Raw genomic sequence first — 20503 nt, 5'->3', positions numbered from 1 at the left:
CCTACAAAGATTTTATTCTTAGCCCTATAAAAACAGTTCTTGGGGCTCCAGGGCCGTAGACGTAGTTGCTATCCCTGTTTTTGCCCATATCAAAATCGTCCTGATAGGCATTTGTTAAATTTTTTACACCTCCAAATATCTCTATTCCTGTATCTATTTTAGGAAATTCATGGTTATAACCCAAACGGAGACTGAGTTCCGTAAACGATGGGGATTTGGAGTATTCATCTACCTCCTGACCTGTTCCTTCTCCACTAAAATGGGCAATTTCCATAGGTCCCGTATATACAATATTGGCGCTGGCACTTAGTTTTTTTGTGGGTGTATAAGTAAAAGTAGCATAACCATAGTCGTTTGGGGTTCTCAAAAATGCTCTTTTTGCCTCCAGACCTTCAATATTCTCCACGGGATCATTGAAGAGGCTGGACTGTAGGGTAAAGCCGGCATCGATCTGTAGCAAATAATCAAAGTTGGCCCTTGTTTCCAGGGTAATGCCTTTGACCGTAGCACCACTACCATTCCGCTTTTCAAATCGTTGTCCAAATTCGTCTTCTCCCAAGGGGAAGAGAAAGAAGGCGTCGTTTAGTTGGGTATAAAATCCCTCTAGGGTAAAACCGGCAATAAAGTGTTCTGAGGCCTTATCGTAATTAATAGATCCGGTAAAACTATTTGAACGTTCCTCCTTTAGTGCGTCGGAAAGTGAAACACGGGAGATGCCTCCTCCGGCGAAGGCAATGTGTAAGTCGGTATCAAAGGCTTGCGGCGCCCTAAAACCGGTACCCCATCCCAATCTCAATTGAGTTTCCTTATTCCACTTGTAGAGCAATGAGAGCCTTGGACTAAATATGGTTTTGTCTACCAGGTTGTGGTCATCGACTCTAAAACCGGAAAGAAAATTTAATTTGGTGTTAATATCCCAGTCGTTCTGTACAAACCCACTTAAATTCCTAGTCGTCTGGTCTATCTTGTAATTATAGGGTTCAATAACATCCAACACCTGGTCATATACAAATTCGGATCCAAAGGTCAATACGGTTTTGCCCCCTAGAAATTCATTAAACCTATGATTGTATTGTGTGCCACCCTGATGTGTGGTAACATTGGATATGCCATAGGGCGGGTCGGCCAAAAATTCCCCCAATTGGGGCTCATCGTCTGGGATTATGCCCGTATAATGGTCACGGTCGGTATATTGTCCCCCATAATAAAGGATCAGTGCACTTTTTTCTTCATTAAAATTTATTTGATAATCCAAACTGCCCATAAGTACATTATGTGTCCGTTCTTCAGATTGTTGTGCCAAGTGGGCAGGTTTGTCCACTACCTCACCACCATATCTATATTCATTTATGCTACTAAGGCTTACCTCCAACTTTTGGTTTTCCTGAGGTAGATAAAAGAAGTTGGTGCCAAAGGAATTGTTTATGAGCTGTGGCAGCTCTGAAAAATTGTCGCCGTTGGCATCATAGGTGTCACGATCCCGCTTACTGACGAAAAAGGTGGCGCCGGCATTCCGCTTTGGGTTAACTACAGTTGCGTTTCCTACCAGAAGGTGGTCGTTGGCATTGTTCCCCATATTTTGATAGGTATAGGTAAAGGAATAGTCGTTTTGCCGCGGAATCTTGGTTATCACATTCACGGTTCCGCCTATGGCGCTAGATCCATAGAGTGCTGAAACACCTCCACGGACTATTTCAATGCGTTCTATCATATTGGTAGGAATTTGCTCCATACCGTATAAGCCGGTAAGCGGACTAAATATGGGTCGACCGTTGATCAATATTTGTGAATATCCTCCTTGTAGTCCGTTTATACGCAATTGGGTGTAATTACACGTCTGGCAATCGGTTTCTACCCGTAGGCCTGGTTGAAATCTTAAGCCATCGGAAAGATTGGTTGCCACTACATTATCCAAGGTTTTGCTATTGATCAAATTTACGATTACGGGGGAATCTGTACGTCTTTTGTCTGTCCGGGTACCTGTTACCACTACTTGTTCCAGACCCATAACATCCTCCTTTAATTCAAAATCTAATTGCAAGGGTCGGGAATTGTCCAGGGTAATTTCTTTTAGGTTGGATTTGTACCCTATGCTTTGGCAAACCACGGTATAGGTTCCAAACGGGGCGTTTAGCCTATACTTTCCCGATTCATCCGTAGTGGTGCCAATTTGGGTCCCCTTAAGCTGTATGGTGGCCCAAGCTAATACATCTCCATTGGAAATAACCGTGCCTTCCAGTGTTCCGGTTTGGGAAAAAAGATGGAACAGTGGTAAAAGGAATAATATCCAGATTATATTTTTCATTAAATTAAATTAAATTTTAGGCAAATCTAAAAATTTGTTTGTACAAATAAAAATGTATTTTTGCATAAATTGTATTTAATGACGCGTTCAGAAGAGAATTATATTAAGACTATTTTTCATTTAGGCAGAAAAGGGACACAGGAAGTAGCCACCAATGCCATAGCGGAGCTAATGGAAACCAAGCCTTCTTCAGTTACCGACATGATTAAAAAACTATCCGAAAAAAATTTGGTAAACTACAAACGATACCAAGGGGTTTCCTTAACTTCTTTAGGTACAAAGACGGCATTGGGGATTATCAGAAAACATAGGCTTTGGGAGGTTTTCCTAGTGGAGAAGCTGGATTTTTCCTGGGATGAGGTCCATGAGGTAGCGGAACAGTTGGAGCATATTAAAAGTGACAAACTAATAGATAGCCTTGACCGTCTTTTGGCTTTTCCCAAATTTGATCCGCACGGAGATCCCATACCGGATAAGAATGGAGGATTTAAAGAAAGGGATAGGGATTTGCTAAGTGAAGTCCCAATAAATACTGTGGGGGTATGTGTTGGGGTCAAGGACTCATCGGCCACATTTTTAAAATTTTTGGACAAGAACGGGATAGCCTTGGGAAACCAAATAAGGGTGAAGGAGAGAGAGGAGTTCGATGGTTCATTAAATATTGAGATAGATGGAAGGAATCTGCAAATTTCACACGTAATTGCAGCTAATTTGTACATTAAAACCAATGATGAAATATGAATCAGATAATAGACTATTTTGAATCTATAGACCCAATTTTAGCTGCATTTTATGCCACTTTGTTTACATGGGGACTTACGGCCTTGGGCGCTTCATTGGTATTTTTCTTTAAGGGCATGAACCGCGCCGTATTGGATGGCATGCTTGGTTTTACGGGAGGGGTAATGGTTGCCGCCAGTTTCTGGAGTTTATTGGCGCCAGGTATAGAAATGAGTCCTGGGGAAGGATTCGTAAAGGTGATTCCGGCCGCGGTTGGATTTCTAATGGGAGCATTGTTTCTATTTGGTTTGGATAAGGTATTGCCACATTTACATATTAACTTTAAGGAAAACGAAAAGGAAGGTATTAAAACACCCTGGCATAGAACTACCTTATTAACTTTGGCAATTACTTTGCACAATATTCCGGAAGGACTTGCTGTTGGGGTATTGTTTGGGGGTGTTGCCGCAGGTTTTGACGGGGCCACTATTGGCGGGGCAGTTGCCCTGGCGCTTGGAATTGGGCTTCAGAATTTTCCCGAAGGTTTCGCGGTTGCCATGCCATTAAGGCGGCAGGGCTTAAGTAGAAGAAAGAGTTTTATGTACGGTCAGGCCTCAGCTTTGGTAGAACCTATCGCTGCGGTATTGGGTGCTTGGGCGGTTCTGACTTTTCAGCCAATTTTGCCCTATGCGCTATCTTTTGCGGCAGGAGCTATGATATTTGTAGTGGTGGAAGAGGTAATCCCGGAAACCCAACAGGACAAGTACACGGACATAGCCACCATGGGTTTTATAGGAGGATTTATAATTATGATGATGCTCGATGTTGGCCTTAGTTGATAAATTTTGGTTTGTTAGTGTAATCATCTATCTTCATTTAAATTATGGGAAATACTGAAAAAAGGCATTGGTTTTTAAACGTGCTTATTGTGGTCACAATAATTGTAGTTGCCCTGGCATTTACGGCACATTACAAAAATTGGATAAAGACCGAAAAGGAGGAATTGGAAATATTATCCGGAATCTATTTCGTTAAGATTCCATATACGGACATGGACAGTGTTACTATGGTGGAAAAGATTCCTTCCATGGAACGGATCAATGGATTTTCAGTTAAGGAAAGGGAAAAAGGTGTTTTTAAAGAAGATAGCCTAAATCTAAATAAGGTGTATGTTTATGTGGATCGACTATCCCAACCCAAAATAAGGTTGGTATATCAAGATTCCATGAAATTATTTTTGAACATGCCAGATAGTACGGAAACGGAATCTATGTATCGGTTTTTGTCGAACAAAATTAATCCCCCAAAAGAATAGATGTGCTGTTTTCAATTGGTCGTTTTCTTGAGGAAATATAGTTGGCTTCTGCTGACCTTACTTCCTTTCTCCGGGATGTCCCAATATAGTCTCTCTGTGGAAGTGCGCGGGGTTAGATCCTCCACTGGTAAAATCAATATTGCCATTTACAATAAATCCCACGGGTTTTTAATGTTTGAAGAGGTATACAAGGTAGACCGCATAGCGGCTAAAGAGGCAAGCACCCATTTCAAGATTTTCGATCTTCCCAAAGGGGAATATGCCGTGGCCATTTTTCATGATGAAAACGGCAACGATAAGCTGGATACCAATTGGTTGGGAATTCCTAAGGAATCCATAGCCTTTTCCAACGCCAAATTAAAGACTTTTGGTCCTCCAAGTTATAAGGAATGCGCTTTTGATTTGAACAAGGATCTGGATTTAATGATGCAGTTCAATTAGCTTAATAGTTTAATCCCTTTTTAAAATATTTTTATGGTACTTATAGCTCATATCATGGGTTCCCTTTATGGACTTTTAGCGGTGGTTTTTGGAGCGTTTGGTGCACATGCGCTTAAAAAAACCTTGAACGAACAGCAGTTGAAAAGTTTTGAAACTGGAGTAAAATATCAAATGTACCATGCCATTTTATTGCTGGTTTTAGGATTTAATTTTAATCTGGAAACAGCCTTGGAACGTTATATGATTTATTGCTTTATAATTGGTGTGTTTCTATTTTCCTTTAGTATTTATGGTCTTTCCATAAGTGCGGCCAAAGGTAAAAAACTCAGGTTTCTGGGACCTATTACTCCGCTGGGCGGATTACTTTTGGTAATTGGCTGGGGATTATTGTTTTATTCCTTTATTCAAAATTTGGTTTAGGGTCTAATTAACCTCCACTTGCGCTGTAAAATCCTTTATGGCCTGATTGGGTTCTATTATATTATAGCCTTTCCAAAATTCCGGATCGTAGTTGGGCATATAGGTAGGAAGTACTGTATTGTTTTCCTGAACGGCATTGAATTGTTGGGAAGTAATGGTTTCTGAATCGAACAGGATCACCTCGTGCCTGTTTACCCCACTGCTCGCCATATCTATTTTTAAGGAAAGCTCGTTCTGTTTGTTCCTTCCCTTTACACGCTTGTTCAGTTCAATGATTTTCAAAGGCCTTTTTATGGCCACCTTTGCGCCCAGTTCTTCTTCAAAATAGCGTAAATGGTAAACTCCTTCTTCATTCTTGGAAAATATCATCTTGCCCTTGTCCAAATGTTGGTCCAAAGAAACTCCCAAAAGCTTAAAGGTCCTCAAGGATTTAACATTGCTGTAATCTAAACGGATTATAGCAAAATCATCTGCATGGATATATAGCCTACCCTTGTAGTCGGCAGATCTTTTAGGCTCAAAATCCAGGATATAGACCGCATCATCCCCTATATAGGTAAAATCTACCATTTTAAAACTGTACCGATTGTCTTTATGGATGAAATTGAGGTCTGAATCTTTCAGAAAAAACTGTTTTTCCATTATCTTCCCCAAGCTTCCTTTTTTAAAGGAAGCGAAATTCTTTTTTCGATTTTCTTCCTTCTTTTTCTTTTCTTCCAATTCTTTTTTCAAGGCCTCGGCATCTGCACCTTCATTCTCGGGGGTAAATATTTCGTCAACATCCACTTTTGTACCGAATAGACCCGATTTAATTTTGAAATAGGAATCGTGCTTTATATTTTTCTTTAGAATATCATTGAACTTTTCTTCCAAAGCCGTTATGTCCAGCTCACTTTGCTTATCATATAGTTCTGAAGCTTTTATCAGTGTTAGTTTTTGATTGTCCTTTTCATATTTGCCATAAAAGTCACCTAAGATTTCGGTATAACGACTCGATTTTTTTGGGATGGTATTCAGGACACTGTCCAAGAATTTCTCGTTGAGTGCAGCTATGGTGGATTCTTTGAAGGTATAATTGGATTTGGTAAGGTTTTGATGATAGGAATCCCTGAAGAACAATCGTTTTTTGGTAAGGGCTGTACTGTAATTTTTGTCGATATGTTCTTTTACCTGCTCTATAAGCTCTTCGGCAGTATATTGTTTGTTACTAACAATTACAGGATTCAATTCTATGGGTTTTGCACTTAGAAAAATGACCGATTCCGTAAATTGATTCAATGGCTTGCGCAAACCCTCATAGCCTATACAGGAAATAAAAAGGGAGTCGGTGTCTTTACTGTTTTTGTCTAAGAGCAAGCTAAATCGGCCTTCTTCATTGGTAATAACCCCTTTTTTATTGGACAGTAGGATGGTGGCGTAGGGAATAGGTTGTTGTGTGGCGGAGTCTTTTACTACAGAGGAAATTACTTGGGCCTGATTAAAATTGCATGCGAACGCAACTAAAAAAATAGGAAATAAGGTTTTAAAATTGAGCATACAAGTCATCTAATGAACGCCAAATTAAGGAATTGGATTTCTGAAAGCAATGCACTTGTGATTATTTTAAGACAGATTTATTTTACTTAACAAAAAGTAATATTAAGCACGAATAGCAGATAAATATGTTTTTTATTAGGATTAATGACATCCACAATCCCCATCACCACAAGCTTTGGAGTTGCGTTTTTTTCCTGCAAACAATGATTTTGGCAACAGGAATTTTTTTACTAGGTACCCGAATGCCAAGACCACTGTGATATAGACCAGTATGTGTTGAAGAATACTCATTTTTATTACTCTTTTTGGGCGTTGAACCGATAAAAGTTTATAGCCGCTTGTTTACTTATCGGAACTAAAGTCCGTTACATTTTTTTCTTTTTTTGCTCGTCCGGATTACTTTAGAATCTGGTATGCAATCAATGCTACAATATACGCAAAAAGACTCATAAATACTAGTTGTGCAGCTGGCCATTTCCAGGTATTTGTCTCACGTTTTACTATAGCAAGCGTACTCATGCATTGCATGGCGAAAGCATAGAAAAGTAATAGGGAAATACCAGAAGCCAAATTAAATAGGGGTCTTTTTGTTCTAGGGTCTATTTCGGCGGCCATTCTGTTCTTTATGGTATCCTCCTCATCGCTACCCACACTATATATTGTGGCTAAGGTACCTACGAATACCTCCCGTGCCGCAAAGGAAGTAAGTACGGCTATACCAATTTTCCAGTCATACCCCAATGGGCGTACCACAGGTTCTATGGCCTTGCCCATATAGCCCATATAGGAGTTTTCCAGTTTATAACTAGCAATTTCCTGATTGGTGGCCTTTTCTTGTAAGGCCATTTCTTTCAATCTTAGGGAGTCGCTTATAGCAACGTGGTCCAAAGCATAAGCTTTTTTTTCAATGCTATCCTGAAGTGCATATTTGTAGGAAGCCATCGTACTTTCAATATTGGTTTTATTAAAATCCGAAAATCCTTGTTTTTCAATTTGCTCACTTACAATTTCGTCGGCATTGGCAAAATTATCCGAAAACCCATTGGATCCCAAAAACCAAAGTATAATGGAGATGGCCAAAATAATCTTCCCGGCCCCTAGCACAAAACTTTTAGTTTTTTCCCAAACGGTATACACCACATTCTTAATGAGTGGGAGTTTATAATTGGGCATTTCCATGACAAAGAAGGTCTTGCTCTTGATCTTCATGATCTTGTTCAAGATCATCGCCGAAAATATAGCGGCTCCAAATCCCATAAGATATAGGAGCATTAATGTCAATGCCTGATAGCTCAGCCCTAAAAATCTTCCTTCAGGTATAACCAAGGCAATAATGATCAAATAAACTGGTAAGCGGGCAGAACAGGTGGTAAAGGGGGTAACCAAAATGGTTATAAGTCGCTCCTTCCAGTTTTCGATGGTCCTGGTGGCCATAATAGCTGGAATTGCACATGCCGTTCCCGAAATCAAAGGCACAACGCTCTTGCCGCTTAAGCCAAACGGACGCATCAATTTGTCCATTAAAAAAACAACCCGGCTCATATAGCCAGATTCCTCCAAGAGGGCAATAAAAAGGAACAAAAAGGCTATTTGGGGGATAAAAATTACAATTCCACCTATCCCGGCAAGGATTCCTTCGGCTATTAAATTGGTAAATACTCCTGGGGGTAAAGTGTCCTTGACCCATTCACTGGCAGAAGCAAAGGATTCGTCAATAAAATCCATTGGGTAACTGCTCCAATCGTATATGGCTTGAAAAATAGTCAGTAGGATGACGAAAAAGATAAGATAACCGAATATTTTATGCGTCAAAATCTTGTCCAACGTGGCCCTGAGTCCCTTAGCGGCATTAATATCCACTTTATAGGCCTGTTTTAGGATACCATTTATAAATTGATACCTAAGAATGGTTTCCTTTTGTTGCAGCCTTTTTAGTTCGGATTTGGATTTGGTGGCAAAAGAGGCGGCAATGGTGATCGGATTCTTTTCTATGGGCATAAAGTTTACATCCTGTGTAATTACAAGCCATAGTTTATAAAGATCCTCTTTTGGAAAAGTTGATTTCAGTTTTTCAAAATAATCCGGCGCAATTACCGTCGTATCAACATTGGGAGTAATGGATAGGTTTTTATAGTCGGCGATCAAATCCTTAATTTGGTCTATACCCGTTCCTTTTCGGGTACTTACCAATGCAATTTTGGTATCCAGCTTTTCTTCCAGAAGTTCTATGTCCAAGGAAATGCCCGTTCTGGACATACGATCGGCCATATTGATGACCAGGATAACGGGAATTTTAAGGTCCTTGATTTGGGTAAAAAGGAGAAGGTTTCTTTTAAGGTTTTCAACATCGCTGATGACGACGGCAACATCTGGGAAATCCTTGTCATTCTTGTTGAGCAAAAGTTCTACCACCACACTTTCATCCAAGGAAGTAGTATTAAGGCTATAGGTACCGGGTAAATCAAGAATATGTGCTTTTACGCCACGGGGAAGTTTACAGACGCCTTCCTTTTTCTCGACGGTAATACCTGGGTAGTTCCCAACTTTTTGTTTTAAACCGGTAAGTTGGTTAAAGACCGAAGTTTTACCAGTATTGGGATTGCCTATAAGCGCAACCTTGATCTGTTTGCTCATAGTGGGAAATCTTCAGTAATTTCTAACTCTATTAAGGCGGCCATGGAACGCCTAATAGCGATATGAGTGCCGTTAACGTTAATATATATGGGGTCTTTAAGAGGGGCTACCTGTACCAATTCTATTTCATTGCCGGGAAGGCAACCCAATTCCAATAATTTAATAGGAAGTATTCCATCAGCAAATTCCTTGATGATTCCCTTTTGCCCTCGCCTTAAATGTGCTACAGTTGTAGTCAATTTTTATTTAGATTGATTTTAATTAAGCACAAAAATAAAAGAAAAAGATGAAGTAATCAGGTAAATCTATAAAAAGTTGACGCTTTAATGACCTGTTGCTTTGGAATGGTGGGCAGTAGCTGTTTTTTTAAATGAGCAGAGCTGGTAATTGAAGTTTTGTAATGGCAAAAGGCCAAATATCATTCTGTTCTTTTAATTTTCCAGAATTACTTGAAATATCAATCCTTATAGGACGATCTCAATATTTCCAGATCGCTTAGTAATTTCTCCATTTCTTCCGTTTTGGTACCGTCGTAGAATCCCCTTATCCTACGCTCCTTGTCTACCAGAATAAAGTTTTCGGTGTGGATCATATCATAAGGACCACCATCACCACTGGTCTTAACGGCCATATAGGATTTTCTGGCCAGTTCATAGATCTGCTGCTTGTCGCCCGTAACCAGATTCCATTTGCTATCCTTGACCCCTTTTTCCAGGGCATATTTTTTCAATTGCGGAACGGAGTCAATGTCCGGGGTCACGGAATGGGATAGTAGTAATACATCATTGTCATTTATAATTTTATCTTGAATTCCGGCCATATTTTTTGTCATAATAGGACAAATTGTGGGGCAGGTAGTAAAGAAAAAATCGGCGATATAAATTTTGTTGCGGTAATCTTCTTGGGTCACCAAATTTCCATTCTGATTGGTTAAGGCAAAATCGGCAATGGTATGGTATTTTTTTACATGCTGCAGGGTGCTATCCACCAATTCGAAATTTACCATGGCAGGTTGGTAAACGGGCAATATTTTTTTGGGTTGGAGGGCATTGTAGAAAAGGGAAATGATTACCCCGGAAATAATGAGTAGAACAATGCCGAAGAATTTGAATTTGGCAAAAAACGAACGCATGTTTTTTTTGGTAAAGGTAGGATAGATGTAAAGATTATTCAAGGATGTTTACAGGGATCCCTACTAAATCTTTCTTAAAAATACCCTCGGGGATAATAGTTTTTTTTTTAAGACCACGTAATAATGTACTTTTGTGCGCTTTAAAAGTTTAAAAAAAATACTTAATGACGTTAGCAATACAGATTGTACAGTTTGTACTTATCATATCCATTTTGGTAATTCTACACGAATTGGGCCATTTTCTTCCCGCAAAATATTTCAAGACCAAAGTAGAAAAATTCTATTTGTTTTTTGATGTTAAGTTTTCCCTTTTCAAGAAGAAAATTGGGGATACGGAATACGGAATTGGCTGGTTGCCCTTGGGAGGTTATGTAAAAATTGCGGGGATGATCGATGAGAGCATGGACACCGAGCAAATGAAGCAAGAACCACAGCCATGGGAATTTAGGAGCAAACCGGCATGGCAACGTCTTATCATAATGACCGGTGGGGTTATTGTCAACTTTTTGTTGGCTTGGGTAATATATACTGCGATGTTGGCAAGTAATGGTGACACCTATATTCCTTCGGATAGTTTGAAATACGGGATAGTAGTAGACTCTATTGGAGAACAGTTGGGGTTGAAGACGGGGGATCAAATTTTGAGGGTAGATGATAAGAAAACCAGAAAATTCAACGAGGCGGTTTTGGATATTATCCTTGGTGATGAGGTAACGGTTAAAAGGGATGGACAGGAAATTACCGTTCCCTTATCGGATGAAGGAAAGGAGACCGTTTTTGCTACTCAGGGTAAAAATTTCTTAGGATATAGATCAAAAGCCATTATTGCCAAGGTGCAGCCGGAGTCTGTAGCGGAGCAGGCTGGTCTATTGCCAGGTGATGAAATCATAGGGGTTAATGGAGTGGATACCAAATTTTGGGACGAATTTAGAAGTAAGATAGGGGCATCGGCAAATCAGAAATTGGACATTAGCGTTTTAAGGAATGGTACTACCGAGCATTTGGAACTAACAGTTCCAGAGGAAGGAATAATAGGAATAGAATTAGATCTTACCGATCTTAGGGTTACCGATAATTATAGTTTTCTTGAGGCCATTCCAGCAGGTTATAACAGGACTATACAGGTATTGACGGATCAAATAAGGCAATTTAAGGTAATATTTAACACTAAGACGGGAGCTTACAAACAGGTAAAAGGGCCTATTGGAATTGTAGAATTGATGCCTGAAAAATGGAATTGGATTTTCTTTTGGAATTTTATGGCCATGTTCTCTGTTTGGTTGGCATTTTTGAATATTCTACCAATTCCGGCATTGGACGGTGGGCATGTAATGTTTTTATTGTACGAAATAATTTCTGGCAGAAAGCCAAGCGAAAAAGTATTGGAAACCGGTCAAATAATTGGTTTTGTTATACTTATGGGGCTTATGGCAGTGGTATTTGGAAACGATATCTGGAATATCATCAAGAAGTTTTTATAGGATAAATAAATATTTTTAAAATTTAGGTGTAAAACAGCCATTTTTTGTTTGGCGTATTTGAAAAAACATTTATATTTGCACCCGCTTAGGCGATAAAATACACTCCTCCTTAGCTCATCCCGATAGCTATCGGGAGGTTAGAGGAAACGTTCTTTAAGAGATTATGAATTATGTGGTTTATGTTTTGTATTCAAAACGTCTTCAAAAATATTACGTTGGAGAAACGGTTGATATAGTACAAAGAATACATGAGCACAATATGGGAATATATCAAGGTTCATTTACTTCTCAATCCAATGATTGGGAGCTGTATTTGAGTTTCGAGGTTGAGACTAGGGTCATAGCCAGAAAAATTGAAACCCATATTAAAAAAATGAAAAGTAAGGTATACATAGAAAATTTAAAAAAGTATCCTGAAATGATCATTAAGTTAAAAAGAGAATTTTAAATACACTCCTCCTTAGCTCAGTTGGTTAGAGCATCTGACTGTTAATCAGAGGGTCCTTGGTTCGAGCCCAAGAGGGGGAGCTTTTTATAGAAATCCAATCTATTTGTTTAGGTTGGATTTTTTTGTTTTAGGTCAGTAAACATTGGGAATACCTTTGTTTAAGACCATAAGAACACTTTCCAACAAAAAGTCAACTTGCCAAGTTATTTTGAGAAAAAAGGTTCCCGTGGAGGTTCCCATTCAAAATCTCGAGGTTCCCATTTAATGAAACCGAATTGCATGCCAATTGTTTAACACTAAAATCAATTGGTTATGAATCAAAACAAATTATCTATTCGCTTTGTAATTAGTAAGGCGAAAATGAATCAAAGGGGTTTATGCCCCATCTCCTGCAGGATTACTTTTGAAAAGAAAAGACTTGCTTTTGCCACAGGTCTATTTGTAAATCTAGATTATTGGAATGCTAAAAGGCAAATAGTACTTAGCAAGGACTTGGAAAGTAAATCGAAAAATGGACAGATGTCCTTAATATGTCAGAAACTCAATAATGCTCTTCTCTCTTTGGAACTTGCTTCCGATGACTATAGTATTAATGACATTTTTGACAGGTACGCAGGCAAAATAGTAAAGAAGGAGGACAATGTGGTTAACTATTTTAGAAGGTTCCTTGCTAAAAAATCGCAATTAATCGATAAGGATATTAAGGAGGCTACATGGAGAAAATTTGAATATGTCTGCAATGACCTAGAGGCATTTATTTTCTCAGAGTATAAAAAGAAGGATTTTCCATTGAACAAACTTAATCCTCAATTTTTAGCTGATTTCGAGCATTATTTAAAGACTGTAAAGGATCAGAAGCAAGTAACAGTAAATAAAGCAGTACAGCGTCTTAGAAAGCCTATTAAGGTGGCCGTAGCGGAAGGATATTTGGATAAAGATCCATTTGCACAACACAAACCAGGTCGGGTCAGGAAAGAAGTAGTATTTCTTTCTACAGATGAGTTAAAGCTGCTCGAAGAGCATCAATTTGCCCAACCTAGACTTGAACTGGTTAAGGATCTTTTTGTTTTTTGTTGCTATACCGGATTGGCATACCATGAAATGGCAAACCTTAAAAAGGAGCACATAGTTAAGGGCTTTGATGGCAATGAATGGATCCAAATGAAACGGGAAAAAACAAGTAAAATAATATCTGTGCCTTTATTGCCTAAAGCCAAGGTCCTTCTAGATAAATATGACAATGAAACTGAAGGTTTTGCATTACCCAAATTTAGCAACCAAAAGATTAACTCTTATCTAAAAGAAATTGCTGGAATAGCAGGAATAAATAAACCTATAAGCCATCATATGGCTAGGAAAACTTTTGCATCTACTGTGCTACTTTACAATGATGTTCCTATGGAAATTGTAAGTGAGTTATTGGGGCATTCCAGTATAAAGATTACGCAGGAGTATTATGGGAAGGTGGTTCAGAAAAGGGTGAGTGAGGAGATGACAAGGCTTATGGACAAAAACAAACAATTAGATAAGGGCTGGTAGACTAATTTATTTACAAGAATTTTTTAACATCGACATTTAAAGCTTTCGCGATATTGGAAAGGGTAAGTATGGTAGTGTTTATTTCAGCCCTTTCTATTCTACCTATTTGATTTTTGGGAATATCAGCCTCAGTTGCTAACTGAAATTGCGACAAGCCCTTCTCTTCTCTAAGAGATCTAATTTTCATGCCTAACCTGAGCAATATTTCTTTTTCTTCAACTGTAAACACACGCTAAAGGTGTAGTTTACTGCAAAATAATTCGGACACACATATGTGTTTTGATAATTTAATTTTCCATATTTGAAATTTAAAAAGTTCCACAATACGGTAAACCGCAAAAACCAAACACAGCAAAAAACTATTATTGTAAAAACTAAATCCAAGTATTATGATCAAAACTTATTTAAGTTATTTAAGCTTTGTAGTCCTTATGCCTTTAATCATTACATCATGTTCAGATAGTGACTCTCTCGAATCGGAGAAAAATAATGAAGAAGATGTTGTGAGCATTAAATTACTAAAAAGTGTTGTAGACAATAGAGAATGGACAGATATTGATGATTCAATAGGAATTACCTACACGAATAATCTTATGCAAACATTCGATGATATTGGTGAGAAGCAATTCATAGAGTATAATTCAGATAATAAAGTGTCAAATTCCACAAACCAGTTTGACGAGATAAAGGAATTTTTCTACGAAAAGGGAAGATTAAAAATGATTTCGGATGGTGATAAAAATGATGAGTTCACCTATGATCAAAATGGGAACGTAACCTCAGTTATTGAAACAGTTGAAGGGGAGTATAATCAAAGTACCTTCACAACATATAATTACAAGGGGGATGTAGTAACTTATAGGATAGGTCCAGAAAATACTGAACATACTTCTGTCTATACTTTTGAGTTTGATGATAAGATTAACCCTTTTTACTCACTGTGGTCAGAATTTGGATTCTTTGTAGATTTAGAGGTTTACCCCTATGATATTATACCTTTGAATTTCAAGCACAATCCTACGAAAATCTATGAAGATAATGAACTGGAGTTTGAAATTAGCTATACATATGATAACGAGGGTTATCCAATGAGTTGCAGTTATACAAAGTATTCAAGCACAGGAGAATCAAATGGCACAGTACTATTTACATATTTATAGGAGTTAATTTCAGCACGTCATACTTAACATTGTTAGACTCTGCTAAGGTGTATTTCCTAAAAAATCTCCAGAATGGTACACTAATCATATTTTAAAATTTTATAATTATGAAACACAAAAAATACACCTTAATTTATTTATGGCTTTTCTTTTTTTGCATGATTAGTTGTTATGAATCTAAGGATCCACTTGGGACTGTTAAATTAGGCGAAATGCCAAAGGACACTTTTATACGCCATTTAAAGGACATGGAGCTCTTGACAGAAAAGGATATGCAGTCAGATAGTACAGAGTCATTAGATCTGATTGGTATAATAAATAGGTACACATATATCTTAAGTCAGGATACCGTTAACATATCATTTTCAATGCGCTTCAATAAAAGTGAATATGACTTTGGAAAAATCCAGGCTTTTGAATTGGATCCTAAGAATTCTTCTGAACAGGTCAAGAAAGCTGTCATTGCCAAGTACTCAGAATGGTACGGTAAACCTGATTCTTTAATTTCACCTTGGAATGAAGGAGATTCTGAAATATTGTATGATTTAAAATGGAAAAATGAAAGCATAATTGTTAACCTAGATCACACCATATATGGGGACTTTATTTCATATAATCTTCATTATATGCCTGCTGATTTTAAGGAGAGAAATAAAAGAATAAAAGATTCTATTGAGTTAAATCAAAGCATAAAAAAGCTGGCTAAGATTGCTAACCCAAATTGTAGATGGGAAAATATAAGCGCAACTCAAAAAAAGTTTAAATTCGATATTTCCATTTCTAGAAGTGAAAAGTATGATTTAAGGAAAATTACCGCCATTAGATATGATTTGGTCATCCAAGACTTATTTAATAATGAGTTGTTCAGAAATGTTGACTTAACAATGGAATTAAATTCTCCACTTGGACCACAACACCTGGCTTCTTATTATCCTGATGATGTTTTTTGGTCCGACACAAACAATGATATGAATTATCATGTAAGTTACAATATCTATAATCCAAATTTTGCCGCTATAGAAAGGGCTCGAAAATATGCTGAAAAAAATTCTATTGTCAGTCTGGGTTTAATTACCAGCATTGTTATGGATGATGGTTCAGTAATCTCAAAACAATGACCGCCCAAATAAAAGAAAGACTCCTAATTGACGGAGAAGAATATGGCATGGCTACTGAGCCGCTGGCAGTATATCTTCAAGAATTGCAACCTAAGCCGAAACTTATATTGTTTAGTACTGCTTGTTGGCGAGGATATATTGGGAGTTGGGAGTTAATTAATAATCGGCTTTACCTCGTTGACTTTAGTGGTAAGATTGAAGATGAAAAGATTGTTGATGTTGGTCTTGATTATTTATTCCCAGGAAAGAAGAGGGTATTTGCCCAGTGGTTTAGTGGAACCATTCGTGTGCCACATGGAAAGGTGATTAAATATGTTCATGCAGATTATTTAACGGAATATGAAGATGAATTCCTTCTAAAGTTTAAGGAAGGAAGCTTAATTGACATTAAAAAGAAGGGAGTGTAGACGCCCTAACTAAAAAATTTTTTCCCAGTAATTTTTTTGAACTTTTTTCAAGGTGAATGCGGATTAACCTAGAAATCACCCCCCACTCTCTTTAGGTTTTGGGGTTACCCCCGTATTGTTTAATCTTAAAAATTTAAAACCATGGTAAAAATTGTGGATTACAAAACCTATCAAAAAGAGGATGGGAAAGAATTTTATGCACTTGTGGTGCAAGGAGGTATTGAGGCGGTTACAAGTCAAGAAACCAACAGAACCTACCTTACAATCAAGGAAGCTAAGGTGGCTTGTACATTTAATGAAGATATGTGCAAAGCTGCCATTGGGACGGAGTTGGAGGGTAGGATTGAAAGGGTAGAAACAGAACCTTATCAGTATACCAATCAGGATACTGGTGAAGTTATCACTTTGAACTATCGTAATGAATTCATTTCAGCTCAGGAGGATATTTTGAGGAACAACGTTATTAACAGTGAAGTGGTGGCATAGAAAAGTAAAGACCCAACTAGATAATAGAGGGACTTCTACACTAGTAGGGGTCCTTTTTTTATGTGCAATTCTCAAAAAGTATAAAGTATAATAATATTGATTATAAACCCTAAAAATAGAAATTATGGAGTTAAAAACAGCGCAACGGCACCAAGTGAAATTAAGGCTTGGATTAAGTGGAGCCAGTGGTTTTGGAAAGACATTTTCTGCACTATTGCTGGCAAATGGTATTACCAATGATTGGTCCAAAATAGCCATTATAGATACAGAGAACAATAGTGCCAATTTATATGCGCATTTGGGCAATTTTAACGTGCTTTCTCTAGATGAGCCCTACAGTCCGGAAAGATATATTAATGCCATTAAAACGTGCGAGAAAGCCTCAATTGAGGTTATAATCATTGATAGTATAACCCATGAATGGCAAGGGAAGGGAGGCTGTTTACAAATACATGAACAATTGGGAGGTAGGTTTCAGGATTGGAGCAAAGTTTCTCCAAGACACCAAAGTTTTATTGATGCTATATTACAGTCCAAGTGCCATATTATCACCACTGTAAGAAGTAAAATAGATTACTCCTTGGATAGTGATCAAAATGGAAGGACCAAGGTTGTTAAACATGGTACAAAGGAAATCACGAGGGAAGGGTTTGAATATGAACTTACCGTGAATTTTGAACTTATCAATGACAAACATTTAGCAAAGGCATCCAAGGACAGAACAGGACTTTTCATGGACAAACCAGAATTTATAATAAACCAGTCTACAGGTAAAAAACTGATGCAATGGTGCAGTCTGGGATTATCCCTAGAAGATGTCAAACATGAAATAGAATCATGTGATACTGTAGAGGGTTTAAGGGAGCTTTACACTAAATACACGAGTATGCAGACTAAAATTCATCCTTTACTACTAAAGCGAAAACAGTCAATTGAAAACTTGAATAACCAAGTGATTGACCAGGACAATATTGTTGAACCTAATATAATTACAAGCAATGGAATTAATAGCCAATCATAACCCAATAGAAATGATACAGGATGCCTCAAAAGTATCCAATAGACCAATAAGCAGCTTTATTGAGGCCAATACGCAGAAGGTAACATTGGAGCATTTGAAAAATGACTGTGTTATACCAGTGTTTAGCAAGGACAATGAATCTACCATTTCCCATTATCAATTTATTGATAAAGCTCAGGAGGTGGTTCAGAAATTATTCCCTGATATGGAAATTAAGCAGCCAAACATTAGGGTGAGCCATGTTATTAAGGGAAGGATACCTTCAGCAGTAGGTAAACCCGCCAAGGAATTATTACCACACGAAAAGACCATCTATTATGAGCGATGTGCCTTTTTAATTGAACTGCCAAGTGTTAAGGAGATAGTGAATGGCAATGAGCTTAATCTAAGCATTGGAGGGGTAAGGAGTTATAACCAGGAAAATCTTTACAGTAAAAAGTCCTTGGAAAAATTTAAAGTTTTTATTGGTTTTAAAAATAGGGTTTGTACCAATCTTTGTATAAGCACAGATGGGTTCTCCAATGATATACGTATTGGTTCCATACTGGATATGGAGCAACGAATGGAACAGCTATTTCAAGGTTATGATAAGGAAAGGCATATTGGTGCTATGAAGCGTTTAAGTAATTATAAATTGTCTGAAAGGCAGTTTGCTCATTTCATAGGGAAACTTCGAATGTACCCGCATATGGATAAAATGGAGCAAAGGGAGGTGTTTCCTGTGGCACTCAATGACAGCCAAATAAGCAATGTGGTCAAGGAGTACTATGTTGGCCAAAATTTTAGTAGAGAAACTGATGGGTCCATTAACCTCTGGAACTTGTACAATATGTTTACGGAAGCCAACAAGTCCTCCTACATAGATAATAATTTGGAACGTAATGTCAATGCATTCGAGTTAGTGAATAACATGGGTATTTCGATGGAAAACAACACCTCAAATTGGTTGCTCTCAAATTAATTATATAGCTATTTCCAGTTTATTGGAGTGGTATACCTTGAAAATATCCTCCTAGAAAATAATGTTATGAATGAAAGACAACTGGCAGAATTGCTTAAATACAGCTCCCCAAACGAACTTTATATAGTTACATGGAACAACTTGTTGAAACTCCTGTTTACCCCCTTTAAGGTAATTGTTTCGGATGATTTAGAGGAATTGGCAAAAGGGCAGGTGGTATGGGTGGAAGAGGTAAAAGTCACTAAGGAATTAAAGACGGTATATATCATCCATGGGAGAGCATACTACTACCATCACTTTGATATATTAACGGATTAATTACCATTAAGAAAAGGAGTTATGCTGTATTTTGGATAATCAAGCTTTTGAGACGGTTTCTCCTAAACCAAAAAACCACTGAAAATGAATTGAATTCAAGAAAATAGAACCCTCCTATAATGAAATATGGGAGGGTTCTTTATTTTTATAAAAAACTTGACAACTTGACCAATGACAACTTGTCAACAAATTTAATGTAATTGCCTTATGGGATATATAACTAGACAATTAGAGTTCACGGATTTTATTACTGAAAAAGACTTTCAATCCTTAAAAGGAGATTTCCGTTTGTTACCATTAAGAGACCAGCCCAGCCTACAAGAATTGGAAATGGTGTGTTTAATGCCTGATTTTAAAATCCAAATGGATGATTTTATTGACGAATTTGGGAGAATAGAAGAGCAAATCTTTTTTTTCTTGAAGGATTACTTATATCCCAATATCACAAAAATGGCAAATCTTCACTATAAGAAATTCCAAAGGGATATTGATGAAAAATCTATATACCATACCGAAGCCTTGGAGAATTATGCAAAAAAAGTCATCAATGACCAACTTAAATGGTTTAGCGAAATAGAGGAAGCTCTTTATCTAGAAGGGGATATTAAAAAAAGGGTATTACAACAATTAGAACGTTTGACTCAGGATATTCAAAATCATGTAAAATACCCCCTTCCTTATGCCGAAGCTAAATTAAAATTTAAATGGAATAAGGCCGATGTGCTTTATTTTTTTCACCTTCTACGAGAAAATAAACAAATAGAATATCTTTCCAATTCAGCCTTTTCACAAATTATAGACAATTTGGTAGAATATAACGATGGTGATACGTTTTCACCTATCAATGATTCTAGAAAAAGACTTAGTGCGTACAATCAACAGACCCCACCTATAGTTACCGAGTCCAAAAAAAGACTCATGTCAATACTCTGTAAATCAGATTTTTATAAAGAATAATTCCTTAGGGACGGAAAATCGTCCTCAAATTTTAGTCCTATCTATCAAGTTCTTTGCTGCAGATTAAATGAGAATTCAGTCGCAGTCGGAATAGTTTTGAAGTC

Annotated in this window: 23 protein-coding genes and 1 tRNA gene; 17 read left to right on the top strand and 7 right to left on the bottom strand. The window is 37.5% G+C overall.

Translation table 11 applies throughout. The features are described 5' to 3' along the window. Window position 1: 1 nt before the first annotated feature. A complete protein-coding gene (locus tag H4O18_RS05195) occupies window positions 2–2305 on the bottom strand; it encodes a TonB-dependent receptor (protein ID WP_187582111.1) in 2304 nt (767 codons plus the stop codon). A gap of 78 nt (window positions 2306–2383) precedes the next feature. On the opposite strand from H4O18_RS05195, the gene H4O18_RS05190 reads away from it, so the two are divergent. From H4O18_RS05190 to H4O18_RS05170, 5 genes are read left to right on the top strand one after another with little or no spacing between them, the layout of a single operon-like run. Next, window positions 2384–3046 carry a metal-dependent transcriptional regulator gene (locus H4O18_RS05190; RefSeq protein ID WP_187582109.1) on the top strand — a complete coding sequence of 221 codons (663 nt, stop codon included), beginning with the start codon at window positions 2384–2386 and terminating at the stop codon, window positions 3044–3046. After that, on the top strand, window positions 3043–3864 hold the full coding sequence (locus H4O18_RS05185) for a ZIP family metal transporter (protein WP_187582107.1): 822 nt from the start codon (window positions 3043–3045) through the stop codon (window positions 3862–3864). The genes H4O18_RS05190 and H4O18_RS05185 overlap by 4 nt, the downstream gene beginning before the upstream one ends. Window positions 3865–3908: 44 nt before the next feature. Continuing rightward, window positions 3909–4340: a hypothetical protein gene (locus tag H4O18_RS05180; protein ID WP_187582105.1), complete on the top strand. Its 432-nt coding sequence runs from the start codon at window positions 3909–3911 to the stop codon at window positions 4338–4340. Between the two features lie 27 nt (window positions 4341–4367). Continuing rightward, on the top strand, window positions 4368–4781 hold the full coding sequence (locus tag H4O18_RS05175; protein WP_246474010.1) for a DUF2141 domain-containing protein: 414 nt from the start codon (window positions 4368–4370) through the stop codon (window positions 4779–4781). 33 nt (window positions 4782–4814) lie between these two features. Next, window positions 4815–5201, top strand: a complete 387-nt coding sequence (locus tag H4O18_RS05170; protein ID WP_187582101.1) for a DUF423 domain-containing protein — start codon at window positions 4815–4817, stop codon at window positions 5199–5201. A 3-nt stretch (window positions 5202–5204) separates the two neighbouring features. Here H4O18_RS05170 and H4O18_RS05165 read toward each other — a convergent pair whose 3' ends face one another. From H4O18_RS05165 to H4O18_RS05145, 5 genes are all read right to left on the bottom strand, one after another. Beyond that, window positions 5205–6737 (bottom strand): carboxypeptidase-like regulatory domain-containing protein, encoded by a 1533-nt coding sequence (locus H4O18_RS05165; RefSeq protein WP_187582098.1) that lies wholly within the window; start codon window positions 6735–6737, stop codon window positions 5205–5207. Window positions 6738–6878: 141 nt separating this feature from the next. After that, window positions 6879–7028, bottom strand: coding sequence for a hypothetical protein (locus H4O18_RS05160; RefSeq protein ID WP_187582096.1), 150 nt, complete (start codon window positions 7026–7028; stop codon window positions 6879–6881). A gap of 105 nt (window positions 7029–7133) precedes the next feature. Continuing rightward, window positions 7134–9371: a ferrous iron transport protein B gene (gene feoB / locus H4O18_RS05155; RefSeq protein ID WP_187582094.1), complete on the bottom strand. Its 2238-nt coding sequence runs from the start codon at window positions 9369–9371 to the stop codon at window positions 7134–7136. Beyond that, on the bottom strand, window positions 9368–9610 hold the full coding sequence (locus tag H4O18_RS05150) for a FeoA family protein (RefSeq protein WP_187582092.1): 243 nt from the start codon (window positions 9608–9610) through the stop codon (window positions 9368–9370). The genes feoB and H4O18_RS05150 overlap by 4 nt, the downstream gene beginning before the upstream one ends. A gap of 218 nt (window positions 9611–9828) precedes the next feature. Next, window positions 9829–10503, bottom strand: coding sequence for an SCO family protein (locus H4O18_RS05145; RefSeq protein WP_187582090.1), 675 nt, complete (start codon window positions 10501–10503; stop codon window positions 9829–9831). 164 nt (window positions 10504–10667) lie between these two features. Between H4O18_RS05145 and rseP the strand changes: the two genes are divergently transcribed. The 4 genes from rseP to H4O18_RS05125 all read left to right on the top strand — a co-directional run bounded on the left by rseP (window position 10668) and on the right by H4O18_RS05125 (window position 13971). Further along, entirely contained in the window at window positions 10668–11984 is a 1317-nt protein-coding gene (gene rseP / locus H4O18_RS05140; protein ID WP_187582088.1) for an RIP metalloprotease RseP, read from the top strand. A gap of 163 nt (window positions 11985–12147) precedes the next feature. Further along, a complete protein-coding gene (locus H4O18_RS05135; RefSeq protein ID WP_187582086.1) occupies window positions 12148–12432 on the top strand; it encodes a GIY-YIG nuclease family protein in 285 nt (94 codons plus the stop codon). Window positions 12433–12438: 6 nt separating this feature from the next. Further along, a tRNA-Asn gene (locus H4O18_RS05130) sits at window positions 12439–12512 on the top strand. Window positions 12513–12744: 232 nt separating this feature from the next. Next, the gene (locus H4O18_RS05125; protein ID WP_187582084.1) at window positions 12745–13971 is read left to right on the top strand and encodes a site-specific integrase; all 1227 of its coding nucleotides are present in this window, start codon (window positions 12745–12747) and stop codon (window positions 13969–13971) included. 10 nt (window positions 13972–13981) lie between these two features. Here H4O18_RS05125 and H4O18_RS05120 read toward each other — a convergent pair whose 3' ends face one another. Further along, window positions 13982–14158: a helix-turn-helix domain-containing protein gene (locus H4O18_RS05120; protein WP_187582082.1), complete on the bottom strand. Its 177-nt coding sequence runs from the start codon at window positions 14156–14158 to the stop codon at window positions 13982–13984. Window positions 14159–14360: 202 nt separating this feature from the next. Here H4O18_RS05120 and H4O18_RS05115 point away from each other — a divergent pair, with 202 nt between their 5' ends. From H4O18_RS05115 to H4O18_RS05080, 8 genes are all read left to right on the top strand, one after another. After that, window positions 14361–15131, top strand: coding sequence for a hypothetical protein (locus tag H4O18_RS05115; RefSeq protein ID WP_187582080.1), 771 nt, complete (start codon window positions 14361–14363; stop codon window positions 15129–15131). 107 nt (window positions 15132–15238) lie between these two features. Further along, complete coding sequence (locus H4O18_RS05110; protein WP_187582078.1) at window positions 15239–16249, top strand: hypothetical protein; 1011 nt, start codon at window positions 15239–15241, stop codon at window positions 16247–16249. After that, complete coding sequence (locus H4O18_RS05105) at window positions 16246–16656, top strand: hypothetical protein (RefSeq protein ID WP_187582076.1); 411 nt, start codon at window positions 16246–16248, stop codon at window positions 16654–16656. Before H4O18_RS05110 ends, H4O18_RS05105 begins: the two co-directional genes overlap by 4 nt. Window positions 16657–16797: 141 nt before the next feature. Then, a complete protein-coding gene (locus tag H4O18_RS05100) occupies window positions 16798–17142 on the top strand; it encodes a hypothetical protein (protein WP_187582074.1) in 345 nt (114 codons plus the stop codon). A gap of 124 nt (window positions 17143–17266) precedes the next feature. Next, window positions 17267–18163 (top strand): AAA family ATPase, encoded by an 897-nt coding sequence (locus tag H4O18_RS05095; RefSeq protein ID WP_187582071.1) that lies wholly within the window; start codon window positions 17267–17269, stop codon window positions 18161–18163. Continuing rightward, complete coding sequence (locus H4O18_RS05090) at window positions 18141–19124, top strand: DUF3871 family protein (RefSeq protein ID WP_187582069.1); 984 nt, start codon at window positions 18141–18143, stop codon at window positions 19122–19124. The genes H4O18_RS05095 and H4O18_RS05090 overlap by 23 nt, the downstream gene beginning before the upstream one ends. A 66-nt stretch (window positions 19125–19190) precedes the next feature. Next, the gene (locus tag H4O18_RS05085; protein WP_187582395.1) at window positions 19191–19442 is read left to right on the top strand and encodes a hypothetical protein; all 252 of its coding nucleotides are present in this window, start codon (window positions 19191–19193) and stop codon (window positions 19440–19442) included. A gap of 207 nt (window positions 19443–19649) precedes the next feature. Next, window positions 19650–20399: a hypothetical protein gene (locus H4O18_RS05080; RefSeq protein ID WP_187582067.1), complete on the top strand. Its 750-nt coding sequence runs from the start codon at window positions 19650–19652 to the stop codon at window positions 20397–20399. Window positions 20400–20503: the final 104 nt, after the last annotated feature.

This window comes from Arenibacter arenosicollis (genome assembly GCF_014397245.1).
GTDB classification, from domain to species: Bacteria; Bacteroidota; Bacteroidia; order Flavobacteriales; family Flavobacteriaceae; genus Arenibacter; species Arenibacter arenosicollis.
This window is presented reverse-complemented; position numbering and strand designations above follow the sequence as displayed.